The organism is Pyxidicoccus trucidator, from assembly GCF_010894435.1.
In the GTDB taxonomy this organism is placed as follows: Bacteria; Myxococcota; Myxococcia; order Myxococcales; family Myxococcaceae; genus Myxococcus; species Myxococcus trucidator.
Genome location: NZ_JAAIXZ010000006.1, coordinates 486829 through 506545 on the forward strand (window position 1 = coordinate 486829; position 19717 = coordinate 506545).

At 69.5% G+C, this 19717-nt stretch carries 16 protein-coding genes and 2 pseudogenes; 10 read left to right on the forward strand and 8 right to left on the reverse strand.

The window, feature by feature from the left end; translation table 11 throughout:
• Positions 1–8 precede the first annotated feature (8 nt).
• The 4 genes from G4D85_RS20075 to G4D85_RS20090 all read right to left on the reverse strand — a co-directional run bounded on the left by G4D85_RS20075 (position 9) and on the right by G4D85_RS20090 (position 4092).
• Positions 9–680, reverse strand: a complete 672-nt coding sequence (locus tag G4D85_RS20075) for a hypothetical protein (RefSeq protein ID WP_164014318.1) — start codon at positions 678–680, stop codon at positions 9–11.
• A 16-nt stretch (positions 681–696) separates the two neighbouring features.
• Positions 697–1878, reverse strand: coding sequence for an exo-beta-N-acetylmuramidase NamZ family protein (locus G4D85_RS20080; RefSeq protein WP_164014320.1), 1182 nt, complete (start codon positions 1876–1878; stop codon positions 697–699).
• Between the two features lie 40 nt (positions 1879–1918).
• On the reverse strand, positions 1919–3298 hold the full coding sequence (locus tag G4D85_RS20085) for an adenylate/guanylate cyclase domain-containing protein (protein ID WP_164014322.1): 1380 nt from the start codon (positions 3296–3298) through the stop codon (positions 1919–1921).
• 68 nt (positions 3299–3366) lie between these two features.
• Complete coding sequence (locus tag G4D85_RS20090; RefSeq protein ID WP_420821714.1) at positions 3367–4092, reverse strand: tetratricopeptide repeat protein; 726 nt, start codon at positions 4090–4092, stop codon at positions 3367–3369.
• Positions 4093–4182: 90 nt separating this feature from the next.
• Between G4D85_RS20090 and G4D85_RS20095 the strand changes: the two genes are divergently transcribed.
• Positions 4183–6588 (forward strand): endonuclease MutS2, encoded by a 2406-nt coding sequence (locus G4D85_RS20095; RefSeq protein ID WP_164014486.1) that lies wholly within the window; start codon positions 4183–4185, stop codon positions 6586–6588.
• Between the two features lie 160 nt (positions 6589–6748).
• Here G4D85_RS20095 and G4D85_RS48880 read toward each other — a convergent pair whose 3' ends face one another.
• Together G4D85_RS48880 and dctP are read right to left on the reverse strand one after the other, a co-directional pair.
• Positions 6749–7060, reverse strand: a complete 312-nt coding sequence (locus tag G4D85_RS48880) for a hypothetical protein (RefSeq protein ID WP_164014489.1) — start codon at positions 7058–7060, stop codon at positions 6749–6751.
• A 41-nt stretch (positions 7061–7101) separates the two neighbouring features.
• A pseudogene (gene dctP, locus G4D85_RS50745) lies at positions 7102–7386 on the reverse strand (TRAP transporter substrate-binding protein DctP); the annotation flags it as partial.
• A gap of 796 nt (positions 7387–8182) precedes the next feature.
• Here dctP and G4D85_RS20110 point away from each other — a divergent pair.
• From G4D85_RS20110 to G4D85_RS20125, 4 genes and pseudogenes are all read left to right on the forward strand, one after another.
• On the forward strand, positions 8183–8407 hold the full coding sequence (locus tag G4D85_RS20110; protein WP_164014328.1) for a BON domain-containing protein: 225 nt from the start codon (positions 8183–8185) through the stop codon (positions 8405–8407).
• Entirely contained in the window at positions 8404–9141 is a 738-nt protein-coding gene (locus G4D85_RS20115; protein ID WP_164014330.1) for a metallophosphoesterase family protein, read from the forward strand. The genes G4D85_RS20110 and G4D85_RS20115 overlap by 4 nt, the downstream gene beginning before the upstream one ends.
• A gap of 195 nt (positions 9142–9336) precedes the next feature.
• The gene (locus tag G4D85_RS20120) at positions 9337–10089 is read left to right on the forward strand and encodes an LOG family protein (RefSeq protein ID WP_164014332.1); all 753 of its coding nucleotides are present in this window, start codon (positions 9337–9339) and stop codon (positions 10087–10089) included.
• A gap of 11 nt (positions 10090–10100) precedes the next feature.
• Positions 10101–10181 (forward strand): annotated as a pseudogene (locus G4D85_RS20125) (ISAzo13-like element transposase-related protein); the annotation flags it as partial.
• A gap of 115 nt (positions 10182–10296) precedes the next feature.
• On the opposite strand, the gene G4D85_RS20130 reads toward G4D85_RS20125, so the two are convergent.
• Complete coding sequence (locus G4D85_RS20130) at positions 10297–10575, reverse strand: hypothetical protein (RefSeq protein WP_164013675.1); 279 nt, start codon at positions 10573–10575, stop codon at positions 10297–10299.
• Positions 10576–10861: 286 nt separating this feature from the next.
• Between G4D85_RS20130 and G4D85_RS20135 the strand changes: the two genes are divergently transcribed.
• Both G4D85_RS20135 and G4D85_RS20140 read left to right on the forward strand, forming a co-directional pair.
• Positions 10862–11854, forward strand: a complete 993-nt coding sequence (locus G4D85_RS20135) for a hypothetical protein (protein WP_205525617.1) — start codon at positions 10862–10864, stop codon at positions 11852–11854.
• A 145-nt stretch (positions 11855–11999) separates the two neighbouring features.
• The gene (locus G4D85_RS20140; protein ID WP_164014336.1) at positions 12000–12626 is read left to right on the forward strand and encodes a hypothetical protein; all 627 of its coding nucleotides are present in this window, start codon (positions 12000–12002) and stop codon (positions 12624–12626) included.
• A 46-nt stretch (positions 12627–12672) separates the two neighbouring features.
• Here G4D85_RS20140 and G4D85_RS20145 read toward each other — a convergent pair whose 3' ends face one another.
• A complete protein-coding gene (locus G4D85_RS20145) occupies positions 12673–13314 on the reverse strand; it encodes a DUF2306 domain-containing protein (protein WP_164014337.1) in 642 nt (213 codons plus the stop codon).
• A 138-nt stretch (positions 13315–13452) separates the two neighbouring features.
• Between G4D85_RS20145 and G4D85_RS20150 the strand changes: the two genes are divergently transcribed.
• The 3 genes from G4D85_RS20150 to G4D85_RS20160 all read left to right on the forward strand — a co-directional run bounded on the left by G4D85_RS20150 (position 13453) and on the right by G4D85_RS20160 (position 19716).
• A complete protein-coding gene (locus G4D85_RS20150; RefSeq protein WP_164014339.1) occupies positions 13453–14340 on the forward strand; it encodes a LysR family transcriptional regulator in 888 nt (295 codons plus the stop codon).
• Between the two features lie 595 nt (positions 14341–14935).
• Complete coding sequence (gene hrpA, locus G4D85_RS20155; protein ID WP_164014342.1) at positions 14936–18646, forward strand: ATP-dependent RNA helicase HrpA; 3711 nt, start codon at positions 14936–14938, stop codon at positions 18644–18646.
• Positions 18647–18786: 140 nt separating this feature from the next.
• Positions 18787–19716: a hypothetical protein gene (locus G4D85_RS20160; RefSeq protein ID WP_164014344.1), complete on the forward strand. Its 930-nt coding sequence runs from the start codon at positions 18787–18789 to the stop codon at positions 19714–19716.
• Position 19717: the final 1 nt, after the last annotated feature.

A 19717-nucleotide genomic window follows, 5' to 3' on the forward strand; every position in this document is an offset into this window, starting at 1 on the left:
GCCTCGCTTCACTTGAGCGTCAGCTTCGAGGACTTCTTCTCCAGCACCAGCAGCCGGGGCTCCACCACCACGTGCCCGTCCAGCCGGAACGCGGAGAAGCCCAGATCACGGTCCACCTTCTCCAGCAGCGCGCACGTCTGCTCGGCCGCGCCCACCAGCCGTCCCGGGGTGATGAAGTAGCGGGGGCCGATCTGCACCACCTTCGGCTCCGACTCCTTCCCGTGGATGAACACCGCCGCGTTCATCAGGTCATCGCGCGACAAATCATTCTTGTCGTGCACCACGCAGCACAGCGTGTCGCCGACCAGATCCATCACCTTGTTGTTGATGGACGGATCCCGGTACTGGAGCGACTCGCGCTCCGGCACGCGGACGAAGCGCTCCATGACGAGCCGCCGGTCATCCTCCGAGGCCAGCTCTGCTGGAGCCGCCCCGCGAGCCGGCGTGCGCGGCAGCGAGTCCTGGGTGCCCAGCCAGTTCGACACGTCCGCCAGGAAGTCGGTGTCCGAGTACTCGCGCCCGCCCCGGGCCTTCTGCCGCCGCCACAGCACCCACTCGTCCAGGTCCGTGTAGCGCGCACCCGCGAAGATGAAGCGGCGCGCGCCCTTCGAGCGCAGCAGCTCGTAGGCCGCGTCAAAGGCCTCGAGGTCACCGTGGCTGTCAGAGAAGACGCCGATCACGTGGAAGCCCCCACGGTCAAGCGTACAGCAGGTAGGCCGCCCTTTGCTTCGCGAAGGTCTCCGCCTGGGCGGAGAACCCCTCCATCAGCCGGTCCAGGGGCCACCCCGCCTCGATTCCACGGCGAACCTGGGCCGTGCCGCACAGCAAATCGAAGGCCGGGACGTCCTCGACGAACTCGTACGCGTCCGCCCGCCAGTCGAACTTCCCAGGCCCCAGGTCATGCAGGGCCTGGAAGATGGCGATGCCGGTGCGCAGCGGCAGGAACGCCTGCCGGTCCGTCACGTGGATGAAGGCGCCGTTGCAGGACTCACCCTTGTACTTGTCGAACGTGGGGGTGAAGCCCACCGCGCGGAACGCCACGCCCGGCAGGTCCTCCTTCGCCAGCCGAGCCAGCAGCGAGTCCGTGTCCACCCATGGGGCGCCAAACTGCTCGAAGGGGCGGCAGGTGCCCCGGCCCTCGGAGACGTTGGTGCCCTCGCCCAGGCACATGCCCGGGTACACCAGCGCGGTGTCCGGCGTGGGCATGTTGGGCGACGGAGAGATGAAGGGCAGCCCGGTTTCGTCCCAGAACCGCGCGCGGCGCCAGCCCTCGCACGGCACCACCGTCAGCTCGCAGCCGAAGCCCTCCTGCGTGTTGAAGAGCCGGGCCAGCTCGCCCGCCGTCATGCCGTGGCGGTTGGGCAGCGCGTACAGGCCCACGAAGGAGCGGAAGCCCTCCCCCACCAGGTTGCCTTCCATGGCCGCGCCGTTGAGCGGGTTGGGCCTGTCCAACACGTAGAAGGGCACGCGCGCCTTCGCGGCGGCCTTCATCGCCAGGGCCATGGTGTAGACGTAGGTGTAGTAGCGGCTGCCCACGTCCTGGATGTCGAAGACGAGCGCGTCCAGCCCCTGCAGCCACTCCTGGCGGGGCGACAGCGACTCGAAAGTGGAGCCATAGAGGCTGTGCACGGGCACGCCGGTGCGCCTGTCCCGCGCCTCGCCCACGGCCACCATGTACTGCGCCTCGCCACGGATGCCGTGCTCGGGGCCGAAGAGGGCCGCCAGCTTCACGCCGTCGTTGCCGGCCAGCAGGTCCGCCAGGTGGCGGAAGCGCGAGTCCACGCTGGTGGGATTGACGATGGCGCCCACGCGCTTCCCCTTCAACGCGGAGAAGCCCTGCTCCACCCAGACATCCAGTCCCGTCTTCACCTTCGTCACGACATCCCCTTCCTTCGAGGCAGGCCCGCGGGCCGGGCCTTCAGTCCTTCTTGAAGCTCTTCAGCGCGCTCTGCGCGGCCTTCTTCGAGTCACACTTCCCCATGCCGAGGATGCCGCCGCTGCCGTCATCCGGCCCACCGTCGTCCGCCAGGTCCTCCAGCTCTCCCACGGCGCTCTCCAGCTTGAGGCCCGCCACCGCGTAGGCCGCCGAGCTGCGCACGCCGCACTGCGAGTGCTCCAGCAGGTCGATGATGCGGTCCTTCGCGGCGCCGTTGCCCGCCTTCGCCGCGCGGCTGTACTCGCCGAGCGAACCCGACACGTTGCCCATCGCCTCTTCCAGCCGCCCCTCCAGGTAGTAGCGACGGCCCGTGTCCTTCTCCGCCTGGATGAGCCTGCGGGCGTCCTTCACGAGCGCGTTCCGCTCGTCCGAGGGAGCATCCTCCACCGCGTCGATGGCGCGCATCGCCGCGCCGCCGCCGAAGGCGACCACCGCTCCGCCCGCCACCACCGCCAGCAGGCCCAGCCCCACCAGCGCCTTCCGCCCGGCCACCAGGGTCCGCGCACGCTCGCCCAGGCCCTTGGGAAGTCCCCCCTTCAGCCGCGAGAACAGCGACCCTCCGGCGGTGCGCGCGTGCTGGCCCAGCACCGAGGCGCCCGTCGCCGCATGCTGCCCCAGCACCGAGGCGCCCGCCGCGGCGCGCTGCCCCAGCACCGAGGCCCCCGCCACGGCGCGCTGCCCGAGCACCGCCGCGCCCGTCGCCGCGCGCTGCCCCAGCATCGCCAGGTCCACCGGCGGCCCGAGCTGGGACTCGGAGACGCGAGACAGCGCGAGGTTGCCGAAGGGCGGCATGGACGCGGTGTCCGGTGGCTCGGCGATGGCGGCGGCCGAGGGCGCCTCCACGCGGTACGGCGCGCGGGGCACGTGGAAGACGCGAATCTTCCCGGGAATGCCCTTCAGCTCGAAGGCGCCCACCTCCTTCGAGGGGACCTCCGCCTTGTTCATCGCCAGATAGACGGCCTCGGTGAAGTACACCTCGCCCGCCTCGGCGATGCCCTCCACCCGGGCGGCGATGTTGACCGGCTCACCGAAGATGTCGTTGGACTCCAGCCGCACCTCGCCCACGTTGATGGCCACGCGGACGTGGAGCTGGTCGGCCTCCTCGACGGAGCGGTTGTGGTGCCACAGCCGGTCCTGGATGGCGATGCCGCTGAGCACCGCTTGCGTGGGCGACTCGAAGGTGACGAGGAAGGCGTCACCGATGGACTTGATGATGCGTCCGCCGAACGCCTTGAAGAGGGGCGCCAGCAGGGCATGGTGGACCTGCAGCAGGCGCTGGTTCTCCTCCAGCGTCTGCCGGCTGGTCCGCTCGGTGAAGCCCTTGATGTCGGTGAAGACGATGGCGAGGTTGGCGGTCTTCAAAGCCGGCGCAGTGTACGTGCCACCGCCCGGGGCGCAATCGCCACGAGTTCTCGGATGCCCGCCCGCTGTCAGCGGCGAGAGGGCTTCAGCTCGCGCATGCGGCGCTTCTGCTGTGGCTCCATCGCCTTGCGGACCTTCTGCGCCAGTTGGGGCCGCTCCGTCCGCTCGTAGAACTCGGCCAGACGCCGGAGCACCAGGGGGCTGGCTGGCTGGAAGGCCCTCGCCGCCAGCAGCTCATTCTCGGCATCCAGCAGGCGTTCCTGGTTTTCGAGCACCTCCGCCAGCTGTAAGCGCACCTGCACCCACTCGGGCCTCGCGCGGGCGAGGTAGCGGTAGTGGAGCTCCGACTTGAGCCAGTCCCCCAGCGAGGCCCACAGGCCCCCCAGGCGGAAGCGCGCGTCCTCATAGGAGGAACGGTGCTGGACGGCCCGCTCGTACGCCCGCACGGCCTGCATCCGGTCGCCCCGCTCCTCCCACAGCAGGCCGCGCAAGTACCAGGCCCGGGGGTTGTTCGGTGCCACCCCGGTGACTGCGTTCAGGTGGGCCTCGGCCTGCTCCAGGGCGCCGCCCATCTTCAACAGGAGGCGGGCGGCCTCCAGTCGGGGCAGCTCCCACGTGGGCCGGCTCCGGACCAGGGCCTCCATGGCGGCGAGCGCGCCCGCGTCGTCCCCGGCCGTCTCCAGGGCCAGGGCGTCCGAGAGGGAAGCCGGGGTCGGCACGGCGGCCTGGACGGGCGTTGCCGTCAGGGTGGACGGTTCCGCCGCGTCAGACGCGCCCGTCAGCAAGGTCGCCATGAGGAGCCACTTCATGTGCGGCCGATAATAGAGCCGAGCCGGGCTCCTCAACAGATCCTCTTGACGACCGAGCGGCCGCGCATGAAACCCATGACCGTGCAGATATCCCAAAGGACGCTCGAAGACCTCGGCTTCTCGGAAGTGCTCCGTGCGCTGACCCAGCGCTGTCGGACCGAGCCTGGGAGGGAACGGGTGCTAGCCCGCCCCTTCCTCGACACCGCCGAGCAGGTAGCCGAGGCGCTCGCGCTCGTCACCGAGGCCCGCTCCCTCGCGCAGGAGCAGTTCTCCCTGCCGCTGGGCGGCGTGGTGGACCTGCGCACCGCCATCGGCCATGCGGCCAAGGGCGGCCTGCTGGAGCCCCGGCAGCTCATCGACTCGGCGCAGCTCCTGTTCGCCTTCGTCCGCACCCGCGAGGCGCTGGACGAGCGGAAGGAGCGCGTGCCCCGGCTGATGGAGATTGCCCGCCGACTGCCCATGCTGGAGTCCATGGCCCGGCGCATCGACCAGTGCTTCGAGCCCGACGGTGAGATTTCCGACAGGGCCAGTCCGGAGCTGCGCGAGGCGAGAGACAGGGCGCGCGGCCTGCACCGGCGCATCAAGTCGCGGCTGGACGAGCTGCTCCACGACGAGAGCTTCCTGCCCAAGCTGCGGGAGAACTACTACACCCTCCGCAACGGCCGTTACGTGGTGCCGGTGGTGTCCAACTACCGCTCCGAGGTGGACGGCATCGTCCACAACGCCAGCCAGACGGGCCAGACGCTCTTCATGGAGCCGCAGGCCATGGTGGGCCTGGGCAACGACCTCGCCATCGCCCAGTCGGTGGTGACGGAGGAGGAGCGGCGGGTACTCCAGGAGCTGAGTGATCTGCTCGGCCAGGAGTCGGTCCGCATCCTGGAGGGCCTGTCGGCGGTGGCCGAGCTGGACGAGGTGGAGGCCGTCGCCGTCCTCTCCGCGGACCTGGACGCCAGCACGCCCGCGTTCGACGGGGTGAAGGACCTGGAGCTGCGGATGCTGCGCCACCCACGCCTGGTGCTCCGGGGCACGGAGGTGGTGGCCAACGACGTGACGCTTACGGGCGAGGCCCAGGCCCTGGTGGTGTCCGGCCCCAACGCGGGCGGCAAGACGGTGACGCTGACGGGCGTGGGCCTGTGTGCGCTGATGCTCCGCGCCGGCCTGCCCATTCCGGTGGCGGAGGGCTCGCGGATGCCGCTGTACCGCTCCGTGCACTCCACTGTGGGCGACGCGCAGGACCTGTCCCAGGGCCTGTCCTCGTTCAGCGCGCACGTGACGATGCTCCGGGACATCATCGCCGCGGCCAGCGAGGGCTCGGTGGTGATGATCGACGAAATCGCCGCGGACACCGACCCGCGCGAGGGTGCGGCCATCGCCATCGCCGTGCTGGAGGAGCTGATGGCCAAGGGCGTGGTGGTGCTCGTCACCACGCACCTGGAGGAGCTGAAGGCCCTGGCCCACATGGACCCGCGCTTCCTCAATGCGCGCGTGGGCTTCGACTCGAAGCGGATGACGCCCACGTATCGCCTGCAGATGGGCGCGTCGGGTCAGTCCTCGGCGATTGAGATGGCGGCCCGGGTGGGCCTGCCCCAGAAGGTGTGCGAGCGCGCGCGGGAGCTGTCGCTGAACGCGGGCGGTCCGCTGTCGAAGGCGATGGCGGCGGCCGAGGAGGAGCGGCGCAAGCTCTACGAGGAGCTGGAGCGGGCGCGCGTGGCGGCGAAGGAAGCGGAGGCGCTGCGGGCAGATTTGGAGAAGCAGAAGCAGCAGTTCGAGCGTGAGCGCAGCGCGCGGATGATGCAGTTCAACGAGGACGTGCACGCCGCGAGCGAGCACGCCGCCGCCGAGGTGCGCGAGCTGCTGGCGAAGCTACGGGCCGGGCAGAACGAGAAGGCGCTGTCGGAAGCGCGCATGCAGCTCCAGCAGCGCGCGGAGGATGCGCAGAAGCGCGCGCTGGCCGCCAAGGCGGAGCTGTTCCAGGTGGAGGCGCCAGGGCCCGCGAACCTGAAGGTGGGCGCCTGGGTCCACCACTCCGGGCTGGCCCGGGACGTGGAGATCCTGGAGCTGACCGATTCGCACGCGGTGGTGTCCGCGGGTGGCGCGCTGAAGATGCGGGTGCCCACCTCGGAGCTGTCGGGCTCGCGCACGCGCAAGCCGCAGCAGCAGAAGTTCCCCGAGCGGCAGAAGCAGGATGCGGCGCTGAAGCGCGCGGCCTCGGCGGCGCCCGCGGAGGTGGAGGCGACGAACTTCCGCTGCGACGTGCGCGGCATGCGCGCGGACGACGCCCTGAAGGAACTGGAGGCCTTCCTGGACGGAGGCCTGCGCAGCGGCGAGGAGGCCGCGCTCATCATCCACGGCCACGGCACGGGCGCGCTGAAGCAGGCCATCCGTGACTATCTCTCCGCCTCGCCCTACATCCGCATGTTCCGCCCGGGCGAGAGCCACGAGGGCGGCGACGGCGTGACGGTGGTGTCACTGCGGGCGTAGGCAGCACTTCCCACGGGCTCGAATCCCGTCGGGGACGACCTGCGAGGCCCAGCACTCCCGAAGGAGTTGCTGGGCTTTTCTTTTACCTCCCGTCCGTCATGTGCCCCTCCGGCGTCGATGACCCACGCTGTCGCCAGCGTGCGATGCGACAGGCGAGTGCCTACTTCGCCAAACCTTCGAGCTTCGTGACCAGGTCCGGCGAGAACGTGCCCTGCGCGAGACGCTGACGCACCTGCTTGAACGCGCTGTCCCACCTCGCCTTCTCCTCAGCCGTGAGGGTGATCACGGTCATGCGCGTCTTCATGCGTTCGTAGGCGGCGGCGTCCTCGTTGCGAATTCTCGCCATGAGCGCAGCCGCGGAGACCTTCCCCGTATCAATGAGGACCGCTCGAAGATCCGCCGGGAGAGCGTCGAGGCGCTTCGACGAGATGACGATCCCGCCGATGGCCAGGGCGCTCGTGCTGTCGACGATGTGGTCGAGCTTCGACGCCCACTGGAGCTGCCGAGGCCGACCGCCGTCACCGCCGCACCGTCGAGCTGGCCAGCCTTCATCTTGCCGACCATCGCCCCCTCGTCCCCCTGCTGACCGTTGTAGAAGAACTGGAGTTCAATCCTGCCTCCGCTCTTTTCCTTCACGGCCTTCTCCCACACCGTGAAGACCTGGCCCCAGGGGCTCGACTTCGGAGCCAGCGTTCCGATCCGGAGGGTCTCCACTGCGTCCGCCTCCCCTGCGAAGCCCACACCCGAGAAGAGCGTAAGAACCCCCAGAAGCTTGATGGCTGATCTGCGCAACATCATTTTGAGAAGCCTCCATCTTGGTGGAAGAGAAAGAACTCCCGGGATTGCTCGCGGGATGAATCATCTCCTTCCATCGTAGAAAATCGCTTCATGGAACCTGCATGGCGCGTTCCAGGGCCGCCCGGCACCTGGCCGCAGGCCATCGCGAGCGCAAGAGCTCAGCGCGCTTCGGGAGAAGACATGGGGCGCGGCCGCCCGCGCCAGATTGCCGTCACCCAGCCCCGGCGTATCGCCGCGACGAGCGTGGCGGCGCGCGTGGCGCGCGAGGTCGGCACTGCGCCTGTGGGTGGAGCGGGTGAAGACACGTGTATCAATACACGCAGGTCCCGCTCGGGCCGCAGTACCCCTGCCCCGTCTTGCAGACGCACTGGTAATCCTCCATGCAGAAGGAGGCCGGCAGGCACGCCCGCCACGGTGAACCAGCGAGTGGACGTTGCCCGCGCCAATCGCGTCCACGCCCGAGAGCACCTGGACGGGTGTATGACTTTGCGTGGGCGCCGCGAGCGTCCGAACCTCAGCCCGCCCGGCCGCCTCCACCGCTTCCTTCTCCCAGGAGTAGAGGGTGGGGACGCTGACGCCCGACTCCTCCCCTCGCCCCCGGCTTGCCCTACACCGCGCGCGCTTCCCCCAACATTGAACCAGAACATGCACGGATGGACGGGTTGTTTTTCCTCTGAACCCCGCCACCTTCGAGGTCCAAGGACCCGCCGGGTCATCCCTCACATGCACATGCGGAGCGCGACGCCGCGTCGCGTAACGCTTGTATGAATGGAGCGTATACATGGATGCCAGCGAGATGCTCCCACAACATAGGGTCGGCCGCCTGCGGCAGCTCCTCGCCACGGACCCACGAACCAACCTCCTCGACGTGCAGCTCAGGATCACGGGCAATCGCGTGTTCATCGCCGGTCGCGTCGAGTCGGACTCGTTACGCGCGGCGGCGGAGCAGGTGGTGCGCGAGGCACTTCCCCCGGAGATGCAGGTCGTGAACAATCTGTCCGTCACGGCCTACGTCCCATGAAAATCGCCGCCGTCGGGGATATCCACGCCGGAATGGACTCGGCGCCGCTGATCCGGGCCGCCGTCGAGCACTTGCGGGGCCGGGCCGACATTCTGGTGGTGGCCGGCGATCTCACGCAGCACGGCTCTGTCGAGGAGGCCCAGGTCGTGGCTCGCGAGCTCGCGCGCCTCGAGTTGCCGATGTTCGCGGTGCTGGGCAACCACGACTACCACATGGGCGCCGAGCAGGCGATTAGCGCCACGCTCGAGGACGCAGGGGTGCGCGTCCTCGAGGGCAAGGCGGTGGTCTGCGATGTCGATGGCGTGCGGGTCGCGGTGGCCGGGGTCAAGGGGTTCGGCTGCGGGTTCGCCGGCGCGTGCGGCACCGAGTTCGGCGAGCCCGAGATGAAGCTGTTCGTGCGGCGCTCCCGGGAGAGTGGCGAGCAGCTGGCCCGTGCCCTCGCCACCGCGGACGCCAACCTCCACGTCGCGCTCACGCACTTCTCGCCCGTCAAGGACACGCTCCTCGGCGAGCGCCCCGAGATCCATCCCTTTCTGGGCTCGTTCTTCCTGGCCGACGCGATCGACCAGGGTCCGTGCGACGTGGCGTTTCACGGCCACGCGCACAACGGCACTGAGTGGGGGCTCACCGCGGGCGGCGTCCCGGTGCGAAACGTAGCCCGGTTCGTCCTACGTGCCGCCTACAAGGTGTACGAGCTCGACCCGGCGGCGCCACCCGGCTCGCGCCTGCGCTGACCGAGCGACGGACGCGCCCGCTGGCCGAAGCCGGACAGCCTTGCGCGTCGAACTTCCTCCGCGCGCTGGACTGCGGCGCGCCTGGAGCGGTTGCACTGAAGGAGAACTGGCCGCTCCTCGACACCTGGATGGACGACCGCACAGCGTGCACGAGGGGCTTTGATGGCGCACCCCTTCGACCGAGGGAGAATTCCCATGAGCGAATCGCCGTACTCGAGCAGCTCCCAAGCTACTGTGAGCCTTGCGGACGAAGAGACGACACTGCGTGTTGTCACCGACACCGTCTTCGGGCTCTGGACCGCCGTGAACAACCTGACCCGGCTTCGGCCGTCACGCCGAACGCGCTACCGCGTCACCATCTTCGGTTCAGCTCGGACGAAGCCTGGCCACTGGGCCTACGACGAAGTCCGGAGAATGGCGGCAGGTCTGACCACGTTGGGTTGCGACATCGTCACGGGCGGCGGTCCAGGGTTGATGGAGGCCGCGAACCAAGGCGCCAGACAGGCTCAGGGTTCCAGCCGGACGCAGTCCACCGGAATCCGCGTGGACCTGCCATTCGAGCAGGAGTCAAACGCCTTTGTCGAACAAGCCTATGTGCATCAGACGTTCTTCACCCGCCTGCACCACTTCGTCCTGATGTCCGACGCCTACGTGGTCGTTCCAGGGGGAATTGGCACGGCGCTCGAATCGTTGATGGTCTGGCAACTGCTTCAGGTCAGACATCTGCGTGACACGCCACTCGTCTTCGTGGGTGCGATGTGGGGCGGGCTCGTCGACTGGGCACGCACGCACATGCTACGGCCCGGCGACGAGCTCATCAACGCCCCTGACCTGGAGATCCCGCGCTGTGTGAACGGCGCGGACGAAGCAATTGCGATCATCCGCGAACATCACGCCCGGTGGCAAAGCGACGCCGGTGCACAGCCCGCCGAGGAAAGGACACACTGAGGGCGCTGACCGGATGGAAGGCCGAGTCGCAGCGGCTGGCGGACGCAACGGGCCTGGCCATCAGCGTCTGCCACTTCCCGCCCGGCACGAGCTGGACCGGCGGCGCTACCGCACGGGAATCAGCTTCTCTCGAGCTGCAACGCCTTGAAGCGCGCACCGCACTCCTACCAGCGCAAGCTGGCGGAGCGCCCGGCGGGGTGCTCCCGGTCAGCAGCCCGAGAGCGCCGCGCCGAGGTCCCGGTCCAGCCGGCGAATGTCGAGCCGACCGCCGACGCCGACGTTGAGCCAGTACCAGAGCGCGTCGTGCACGGTGATGTTGGTCCCGGGCACCGGTGGGGGGCCCAACGAGGTCTCGTCGCTGTCAGGCGTGAGGCTGAGCCTGAACTGGCGCCCTTCCTCGAGACCGACGTGCTGGCAGCACCAGGGAGCAATCACGCCGGTCACCGAGTCGTGATCGACGTAGCTCTCGAGCAGCGTGGCCCGCATCAGGACCCTGAAGTCCGCGAGCGTCGTCGGCGTGCTGAACTGCCCCCCATGAGCAACGAAAAGCCCTCGGAGTTGGGGGGGTCGGTGTACTGGTAGCTGATGACGGGATCGCTGAGGTCGAAGCGCACGAACGTCGGGGTCTCTAAGGCGGGGATGGCCGTCCTGAGTCGTTTTCCGGCAATGGTGGCGGGTGCCGCCCGGGTTCTCACCCGAATTGTCGGGGCGTGAGGGGGCTTATACAGTGCCGGGTATGTCCAAGCATGGGGGACGTTGGGGCAGCGTCGATGTGGTCATCCTCGCGGCGCTATCGCTGGAGTACGAGGCGGTGCGCCAGGTCGATGCCGGAGCCGTCGAGGGGAGCCAGTGGGAGGAGGAGCGGCGCCCGAACGGCCTCCAGGTGGCATTCCGCGCGTTCCACGGCAAGAAGGGCAGCCGCCCGCTACGGGTCGCGGTGGGACTGACGACTGCCCTGGGCACCGTGGGAACAATCACCGCGTTATTCCCCCTGGTCGAGGAGTACCACCCGAGGTGCGTCGCGATGTGCGGCGTCTACCCTGCGAAGCCTGGGAATACGAACCTGGGCGACGTCCTCGTACCCGACAGGCTGTTCTTCCGCGACATGGGCAAGCATTACCCCAAAGTCGCCCAGCAGGACCTCATGACGTACAACCTGCGCCACGACTGGAAGGAAGCGCTCGAGCACTTCGACTTCCTCGGGCATCTGAAAGACCAGGACTGGTGGAAGAACCGTCCAGTGCCGTTCCCAGAGCAGAGGGACTGGTTGTTGATGAGGCTCCACGAAGGTGTTTCAGAGCCATGGACGCTTCCAGAGTGCGCGCGGTATTGCCCCGATTGGGAGACGGTCTTCGAGGAGCTCGTCTCACACAGCCAGGCATTCCATAGCGGGGAGCTCACTCCCAAAGGACGCAAGTCCGCGAGGTCTCTTTCGCGCCACAAGGGGCGCACCCCAGGTCTGTTTCCCACAGAAGGGCAACTCCCATTCCGCGTCCACCTCAAGCCCATGGACAGCGGCAGTCCATTCGTCGATGACATGGCCGACTGGGGAGAGGTCACCGGTTCCATGCGCAAGGCGCTGGGCCTGGAGCTGGAGGCCGCCGCGCTCGATGCACTGGCGATGAAGGGCATCATGGGCTTCGGCATCTCTGGGTACGACCCCTTCAGGAAGTACGCGGCCCGGACGTCGGCCGAGTGCGTGCTTGCGTTCCTCCGCGAGCACCTCGATGTGGAGGTGGCTCCCGGCCGCCCAGGTCAGCCCTGATTCTTACGCCAAGGAAAGACGGGGGCCCTGTTGAGGGGGAGGGAGGGTGCAGAGGGGCCGAGGAGGGCCGCTGACGGGGGCCCCAAGCTGTGCGCCAGGCCGGTAGTATGGAGCGCCTCGTCCAGACAGCCACCGGGTGGGAAACATGAAGCTCGCAACGTCCTACCGGGAGCAGCTCGCCACCGAGAAGCGGTCGGCGTACGTGCGCCTGGTGGGTGCGGTGGCTGCGGCCATCGGAGGGCACTGGTTGCTCTACACCTTCAACGGTCCGCTCCGACTGGGGTCCTTCTGCCTCACGTTCTGCAGCGCCGGGGTGGTGCTCTACGCCGTGATGGTCCCGCGGCGGAAGCCCAGAGCGCTCCATGCCGTCTTCGACCGGCGGGTGATCCGACCGAGCACACTGGAGCCGCATGTGCAGCACCTCCACCGGCTGGCGTTGATGATCGCTGTAGAGGAACTCGAGGTGCTCACACGTGAGCCTGGCGTGGCTCCGCTGAGCCACTTCGTCCACATCGAAGGGATGGGGGAGGGCATCGCGTGTCACGAGCCAAGCCAGGGGCTGGCGACGCTCGACGCCCTCCTCGCCGCGCTCCCCCAGGCCAGGCCGCCGCTTCGGGATGCGGCGGCGGTGCGCGAGGGGCTCGAGGATCTCCGTGCGGACTTGCAGGCCGCGGACGCGTGCGGGGCACGCTTCTGCCTCATGCCGGTGGCCGCCTGGACGGGGTTGGCCGAGTCGAACCTGGGGCTGTTCCTCGGGACCTGGCACAGCTGAATCCTCCTGATTGCCCTCGAAGACCTCCTTCGCCACGCCGAGCGCATCAGCCCGGCCTGGGAGCGGCGGTTTGTCGACGAATGACCCGCTCGGCCACGGCGAGGTTGATGAACCAGCCGGCGCCCAATAGCAGCGCTCTGGCGAGCTCGCCCGGCGTGCCGACGATGAGGAACCAGGGCGCGGAGACCAGCACCTGCGTGCCCGCGCCCAGACCGATAGCGTAGCCTCGAATCGTCCAGGCCCGGTGGCCGCCGACGTCCCGCCGCAGGATCGCGGCCAGCCCCAGGACGATGGACAGGACCATCGCCGAGCCGAACAGGAGCCGCAGGCCGTCGAGGAGCTCACCGTCGCCTTGGGCGCGGGGATAGAACAGCGTCATCCACAAGCCCGAGAGCCCGGCCATGAGGCCGCACGCGACCAGAATCCGCCCGGCGACGCGGTGCCAGCCGGGCCGCCGGCGGCGAAAGCCCGGGGCGAATTGGAAGGCCCCCAGGGTGCAATACACGCTGGCGCTGAGGACGTGCAGCACCACCGGTAGCGGCGATGCGAAGAACCGCGCGTTGCTCGGCGTGGGCTCGGCGCCGCCCGCCAGCTCGGCCAGACGGGCGGCGCCGGCAAGGATGGGCACGAGCGAGAGCGCGACCAGCGCAGCGGGCACGAGCCGCTCGGCCCGGGTGGTGGAGGTCATGGAGGCTCTTCTCCTGTCGGTGTCGGAACGATGGGCTACGCGCGTGACGACGGCGACGCCTCGTCACGTGCGAACAAATAGCCCTCCGCGACCCCCGACGGAATTGACTGAATTCCTTCTCCTGATATGCGAAAATGCATGGACTGGCGGGCGGTCAATTTCGATTGGAATCGGGCGCGGGCCTTTCTTGTCACCGCGGAAGAGGGCTCGCTCACGGCGGCAGCGCGTGCGCTCGGCATGGCGCAGCCGACACTCGGGCGTCAGGTGAGCGCGCTCGAGGACGAGCTGGGCGTGGTGCTGTTCGAGCGCGTGGGGCGGAGCCTCACGCTGACGCCGAGCGGGCGCGAGCTGCTCGACCACGTTCGAGCCATGGGCGACGCCGCGGGGCGTGTCTCGCTTGCGGCCGGCGGACAATCGCAGAGCTTCACCGGGCTGGTTCGCATCTCGGCCAACGAGATCTACTCGGCCTTCCTGCTGCCGACCCTCGTAGAGAAGCTTCGGCGAGAGGCGCCGGGCCTCGACATCGAGCTCATCGCAACCAACACCGCGGTCGATCTGCGTCGGCGGGAGGCGGATATCGCGATCCGGAACTTCCGCCCCACCCAGCCCGACCTCATCGCCACCAAGATCAGGGACGACCCGATACGGCTGTATGCGGCGACCCGCTACCTTGCGCGCATCGGCAACCCACGTACGCCGAAGGCACTGAGCCGCGCCGACTTCATCGGGCTTGGCGGGACCGACGCCATGCTCAACGGGCTGAACGGGCTGGGCTTGAGCCTGACGCGACGGAACTTCCCGGTGCTGACGGGGAACCACCTCGTGCACTGGGAGATGGTCAAGCAGGGCATCGGCGTGGGCGTCGCTCCCGAGCGCGTGGGAGACGCCGAGCCGCTGGTCCGGCGGGCCCTCCCCAGCCTCGCCCCGTTGTTCCTTCCCATCTGGCTGACGACCCACCGCGAGCTGAACACCAGCAAGCGAATCCGAATGGTGTTCGACCTGCTCGCGACCGAGCTCGGGAGGTGAGTGACGGCGCGCTCTTGCTGTACGGAATGGCGTGACTCGCAAACCCTGGGACACGCCGACGATGGAGTGCTGTGCTGGAGAAGCGCTGACTGTCTGCAGATGCCCCCAGTGTGCCCCTCCAGCGGGGCTGAGAACGGGACACGACGGGGCGAGACGGGATGGGGCGGCATGACGAACCGATGTGAGCTCAAGGCGATAGCGGGTAACAGCGCGTCCTGCTTGAGGTTTCCTATCGCCCTGCCCACGGGTTCGAATCCCGTCGGGGACACTTCTCCAGAATGTCTCCAAGCCGGAGACGCATCCCGCCCCTCCTCCAGCATCTGGATGGCGCGGTGTTTCTCCCCTTCCTCAGGTGCATGTACCGCAGGGCGTATTGGACGCAGCAGGAGGGCCGCGAGGAGGCCCGCCCGTTGCCGCTCCAGCCCCCCCTGCCCTGCGCAGGCGACCGGTCGGATTGGGCTCCGCCAAAAAGTGCATCCCTCCGCCGTGCGTCACTCCCACAGCGCCTGCTGCGCTGGCCCCCTGGCAGGGCGCGCAGGTGCCCACACGATTCGTCAGGGGCGGAGCGAGCGCTTCAGTGCTACTCCATGCTGCCATGTCCGGCGATTCACCCGTCCCCGCCCCCGGCGGCTTGCCCACCCTGCACTTCCCCCCCGAGCTCCCCATCTCGAGCCGGGTGGAGGACATCACCGCGGCCATCACCGCCCATCAGGTGGTCATTGTCGCGGGGGCCACCGGCTCGGGGAAGACGACGCAGCTGCCGAAAGTCCTGCTCGCCATGGGGCGCGGCCGCCCGCGCCAGATTGCCGTCACCCAGCCCCGGCGTATCGCCGCGACGAGCGTGGCGGCGCGCGTGGCGCGCGAGGTCGGCACGGAGCTGGGCACGGACATCGGCTACCAGATTCGCTTCGAGGACCGCTCGTCCCGGCAGACGGCCGTGAAGTTCATGACCGACGGAGTCCTCCTCGCGCAGATTCACAGCGACCCGCTCCTGAAGCGCTACGACACCGTCGTCCTCGACGAGGCCCACGAGCGCAGCCTCACCATCGACTTCCTGCTGGGGTGGCTCAAGCGCCTCCTCCCCAGGCGCCCCGACCTCAAGGTGGTGGTGAGCTCGGCCACCATCGAGACCGAGCGCTTCTCGCAGTTCTTCGGGGGGGCTCCGGTCATCCAGGTGGAGGGCCGTACCTTTCCGGTGGACGTGCTCTACGAGCCGCCCCCCGAGGACGACGAGCTCGCCGACTCCGTCGCCGATGCGGTGGCGGACGTGCTCTCGCTCGACCCGGACGGGGACGTCCTCGTGTTCCTCCCCGGGGAGCGGGAAATCCGAGAGGCCGAGAATGCCCTGAACGCGCGCTCGCTCCGCGGCACGGTGGTGCAGCCCCTGTATGCGCGCCTGTCGGCCGCCGAGCAGTCGCGCGTCTTCGCCACCATCCCCGAGCGCCGGGTCATCCTCGCCACCAACGTCGCGGAGACGTCGCTCACCATCCCGGGCATCGTATACGTCGTGGACACGGGGGTGGCGCGCCTGTCGCGCTACGACCCACGCTCGGGCACCACGCGCCTGCACATCGAGCCGGTCTCCCAGGCGAGCGCCGACCAGCGCAAAGGGCGCTGCGGACGCGTGCGCGAGGGCATCTGCGTGCGCCTCTACGACGAGGCGAGCTTCACCACGCGGCCCGCCTTCACCGACCCGGAAATCAAGCGCACCGGGCTCGCGGGGGTCATCCTGCGGATGAAGTCCCTCGACCTCGGTGACGTCGAGGACTTCCCCTTCCTCGACCCGCCCCAGCCGAGGGCCATCGCCGAGGGCTGGCGGGTGCTCGAGGAGCTCGGGGCCATCGAGGGCAAGGATCGCACCTTGACGCCGCTCGGGTACCAGCTCGCGCGCTTCCCGGTGGACCCGCGCATCGCGCGGATGATTCTCGCCGGCGCCGAGTACGGGTGCCTGGACGAGGTGCTCATCGTCGCCGCGGCGCTCAACCTGCAGGACCCGCGCGAGCGGCCACGGGAGCTCGCGCAGAAGGCGGACGAGCTGCACCGGCGCTTCCGTGACGAGCACTCGGACTTCACGGGGCTCCTCAAGCTGTGGGCGTTCGTGCGCGAGGCCGAGGGCCGGGGGACGTCCCATCTGCGGCGCGTGTGCCGGGACAACTTCCTGTCCTTCCTGCGGGTGCGCGAGTGGCGGGACGTCCAGCGCCAGCTCGAGGAGACCGTCCGCGAGCTGCGCCTGCCGCGCAAGGGCCGGGGCGCCCCGGTGCGTGGGGACGTCCTGCACCAGGCGCTCCTCACCGGGCTCCTGTCCCGCATCGGCCAGTGGAATCCGGAGCAGCGCCACTACACGGGCGCGAAGCAGACGCGCTTCATGGTTCACCCCTCGTCGGCGCTCGCGAAAAAGCCCCCTGCCTGGGCGATGGCGTTCGAGCTCGTGGAGACGTCCCAGCTGTTCGCGCGCACCGTGGCGAAGCTCGACCCGGAGTGGCTCGCGGCGGCGGCCCCCCACCTGCTCAAGCGCAGCTACTCCGAACCGCACTGGTCGGAGAAGTCCGCGCGCGCCGTAGTGAAGGAGAACGCGACCCTCTTCGGGCTTCAGGTCTTCAAGGAGCGCCCCGTGGCCCTGGCCAGCATGGACCCCGCCCGGGCACGGCTGATGTTCCTCGAGCATGCCCTGGTGCGCGGCGAGTACCGCACCCGGGGGGCGTTCCAGGAGGAGAACCAGCAGGTGCTCGAGCGCGTGGCGCGCCTGCGGGACAAGGCCCGGCGCAGCGAGCTGCTCGACAGCGAGGCGCTGCTGACGTTCTTCGACCAGCGCCTCCCGGCGGACGTGACGGACGGAGCGAGCTTCGAGGCCTGGCGCCGCAAGGCCGAGGCGGCCGACCCCGACGTGCTCGTCCTCTCGATGGAGGATGCCCTCTCGCACGACCCGGGCCTGTCCCCGGCGCACTACCCGGACGCCATCCCCCTGCACGGCGCGTCCGTGCCGGTGACGTACACCTTCGACCCCGCGGCCGAGGACGACGGCATCACCCTGAGCGTGCCGCTGCTGCTGCTCGCCCAACTCGTCCCCGGTGAGCTCGACTGGACCATCCCCGGGTGGCAGCGGGAGAAGCTCACCGCCCTGCTCGAGCAGCTCCCCCGTGCCCAACGCAAGCAACTGGGGCCGGTGCCGGAGCTGGTCGACCGTCTCGAGAAGGAACTGGTGCCCTTCCGCGGGCCGATGATTCCAGCGCTCGCGCGTGCGGTGTCCCGGCTGTGCGGCGTGGACGTACCCGAGGAGTCCTTCCGGGCGGATGCCGTGGCGCCGTACCTGCGCCTCACGCTCCGGGTGCTCGACGAGAAGGGAAAGGAGCTCGCGCGGAGCCGCGACGCCGACGCGCTGCTCGAGCAGCACGGGGGGCGTGCACGGGCGGCGCTGCGCAGCGCGGCACCGACTTCGGACTGGGAGCGCAAGGGGCTGACGGCCTGGACCTTCGGCGAGCTGCCCCCCGTGGTCACCCGGCGGGTCGGCGGGCTCGACGTCCGCAGCTACCCCGCGCTCGTCGACCGGGGCGCTGCCGTGGACCTGGTGCTGCTCGAGACCTCCGCCGCCGCCGACGCGGCCACGCGCACGGGGGTCCGCCGGCTCCTGATGCTCGCCGCGCGCGGACACGTGGCCGTCAGCGCCGCGCGCATGCCGCTGCCCTTCCCGTCCCTGGACGGCGCGCCTCCTGCGCGGGGCCAGGCCGACGCCTTCCGGGCGCTCGTCCTCGCCCGCGGCGTCGACGAGGCGTTCAAGCTCGCACCGGGTGCGCCGCTACCCCGCACGAAGGCGGCCTTCGAGGCGCTGGTCCGTGAGGGCTCACCGCGCATCGAGAGTGCGGCCCGGGACTGGGCGAACGCCGTCGTTGTCACCTCCGCGGAGCTCGCCGCGACGCTCGCTGCACTCAAGACAGCATCGAAGGGGCCGAGCGGCGCGGCGGCCGTGCGGGACATCCGCTCGCAGCTCGGGCACCTGTTCCCCGCGAACCTCATCGAGTGGATTCCCTTCGCGCGCCTGCTGCACTACCCGCGCTACCTCCGCGCGGCCCAGGCACGGCTGTCGCGTGCGGTGGTGAACCCCAGCAAGGACGCAGGGAAGGCCGCGCCCTTCACCCCCCTGTGGGAGACCTTCCTCGCCAGGCGCGCCACCGTGCGTGACCAGGAGGCGGCGCAAGAGCTGCGGTGGGCCTTCGAGGAGCTCCGCGTGGCCATCTTCGCTCCGGAGGTGACGACGCCCGTGTCGGTGACGGTGGCGAAGGTCGGCGCGGCCCTCGCGGCGCTGCGCTAGAAATTGGCCCAAGCGCCCCTGGCGCGGATGCCCTGGTCCCCGGGGACGTGACACCGTAAGCGTGCGATCACAGGAGGCTGGGGGATTGGCATGGACAGTGCTGAGGGTGGCCTGAACCCTCAAACCCTCACGAGGCCTCCGTGTCCCGCAAGAAACTCCGAGCCGCCTTCACCCGCCTGCTGCTCGTTGCCCCCGCGCTGCCCCTGCTCGCGTGTGGAGAGCCGCTATTCTTCATCAGTGTCTATTCGAGGACGCTGCCGGATGGCGGTGTGTTCCCACGGCCGGGGGCCTCCTGTGACGAGATCTGCGAGCAGGGGCTCCCGGGCTGCTACAACGGCATCGAGTGCCATCACCGGCAGCCCGGTCCGGATGGAGGCATCGTGGCGGACTGCTCGTCCTGGTGCGATGGGCGCCGCCCCGAGGGTCTGGTGAGGCCCGGCAGGGGGATGAAGCCGGACTCGGAGCTGGGCGCCCTCTTTGCCCTGAAGGCCCACCTGGAGGCGGCCTCCGTTCCCGCCTTCGAGCGGCTGGCGCGGGAGTTGGAGGAGCACGGCGCCCCGGCCCTGCTGGTACGCAGGGCCCTCCGTTCGGCCCAGGAGGAGGTGCGCCACGCTCGGGCGATGGAGGCCCTGGCGCTGCGCCATGGCGCGTCCATTCCCGAGGTGGTCGTGGAGCCCTTCCGCCCGCGCTCGCTGGAGGCGATGGCGCTGGAGAACGCCGAGGAGGGGTGCGTTCGCGAGTCGCTGGGAGCGCTGATGGCGGGCTGGCAGGCCCGCACCGCGGCGGATGCGGAGGTGCGTGAGGCCATGACAGCCATCGCGCAGGAAGAGCTGGGCCACGCGGAGCTGTCCTGGGCGATTGATTCCTGGGCCTCGCGTCGGCTGGGTGTCGCGGGGAGCGCACGACTTCACGAGGCCAAGGTGGAGGCCTTGCGCCAGCTGGAGCGCGACGTGGAGGCGAGCCGTCACTCTGAGGAGCTGGTGGTCCGGGCGGGGCTCCCCTCTCGTGAGGCGGCACTGAGGCTTCTGGGCGGGCTGGCCGAGGTGGTGCGGCGCCCGGCCCTGGCGTAAC

Coding starts and splice junctions, on each gene's coding strand:
- G4D85_RS20115 (WP_164014330.1), top strand. CDS start 8,404: ATGAAAATCGCCGCCGTCGGGGATATCCACGCCGGAATGGACTCGGCG.
- G4D85_RS20110 (WP_164014328.1), top strand. CDS start 8,183: ATGCTCCCACAACATAGGGTCGGCCGCCTGCGGCAGCTCCTCGCCACG.
- hrpA (WP_164014342.1), top strand. CDS start 14,936: ATGTCCGGCGATTCACCCGTCCCCGCCCCCGGCGGCTTGCCCACCCTG.
- G4D85_RS20120 (WP_164014332.1), top strand. CDS start 9,337: ATGAGCGAATCGCCGTACTCGAGCAGCTCCCAAGCTACTGTGAGCCTT.
- G4D85_RS20140 (WP_164014336.1), top strand. CDS start 12,000: ATGAAGCTCGCAACGTCCTACCGGGAGCAGCTCGCCACCGAGAAGCGG.
- G4D85_RS20150 (WP_164014339.1), top strand. CDS start 13,453: ATGGACTGGCGGGCGGTCAATTTCGATTGGAATCGGGCGCGGGCCTTT.
- G4D85_RS20090 (WP_420821714.1), bottom strand. CDS start 4,092: ATGGCGACCTTGCTGACGGGCGCGTCTGACGCGGCGGAACCGTCCACC.
- G4D85_RS20130 (WP_164013675.1), bottom strand. CDS start 10,575: ATGCGGGCCACGCTGCTCGAGAGCTACGTCGATCACGACTCGGTGACC.
- G4D85_RS20095 (WP_164014486.1), top strand. CDS start 4,183: ATGACCGTGCAGATATCCCAAAGGACGCTCGAAGACCTCGGCTTCTCG.
- G4D85_RS20145 (WP_164014337.1), bottom strand. CDS start 13,314: ATGACCTCCACCACCCGGGCCGAGCGGCTCGTGCCCGCTGCGCTGGTC.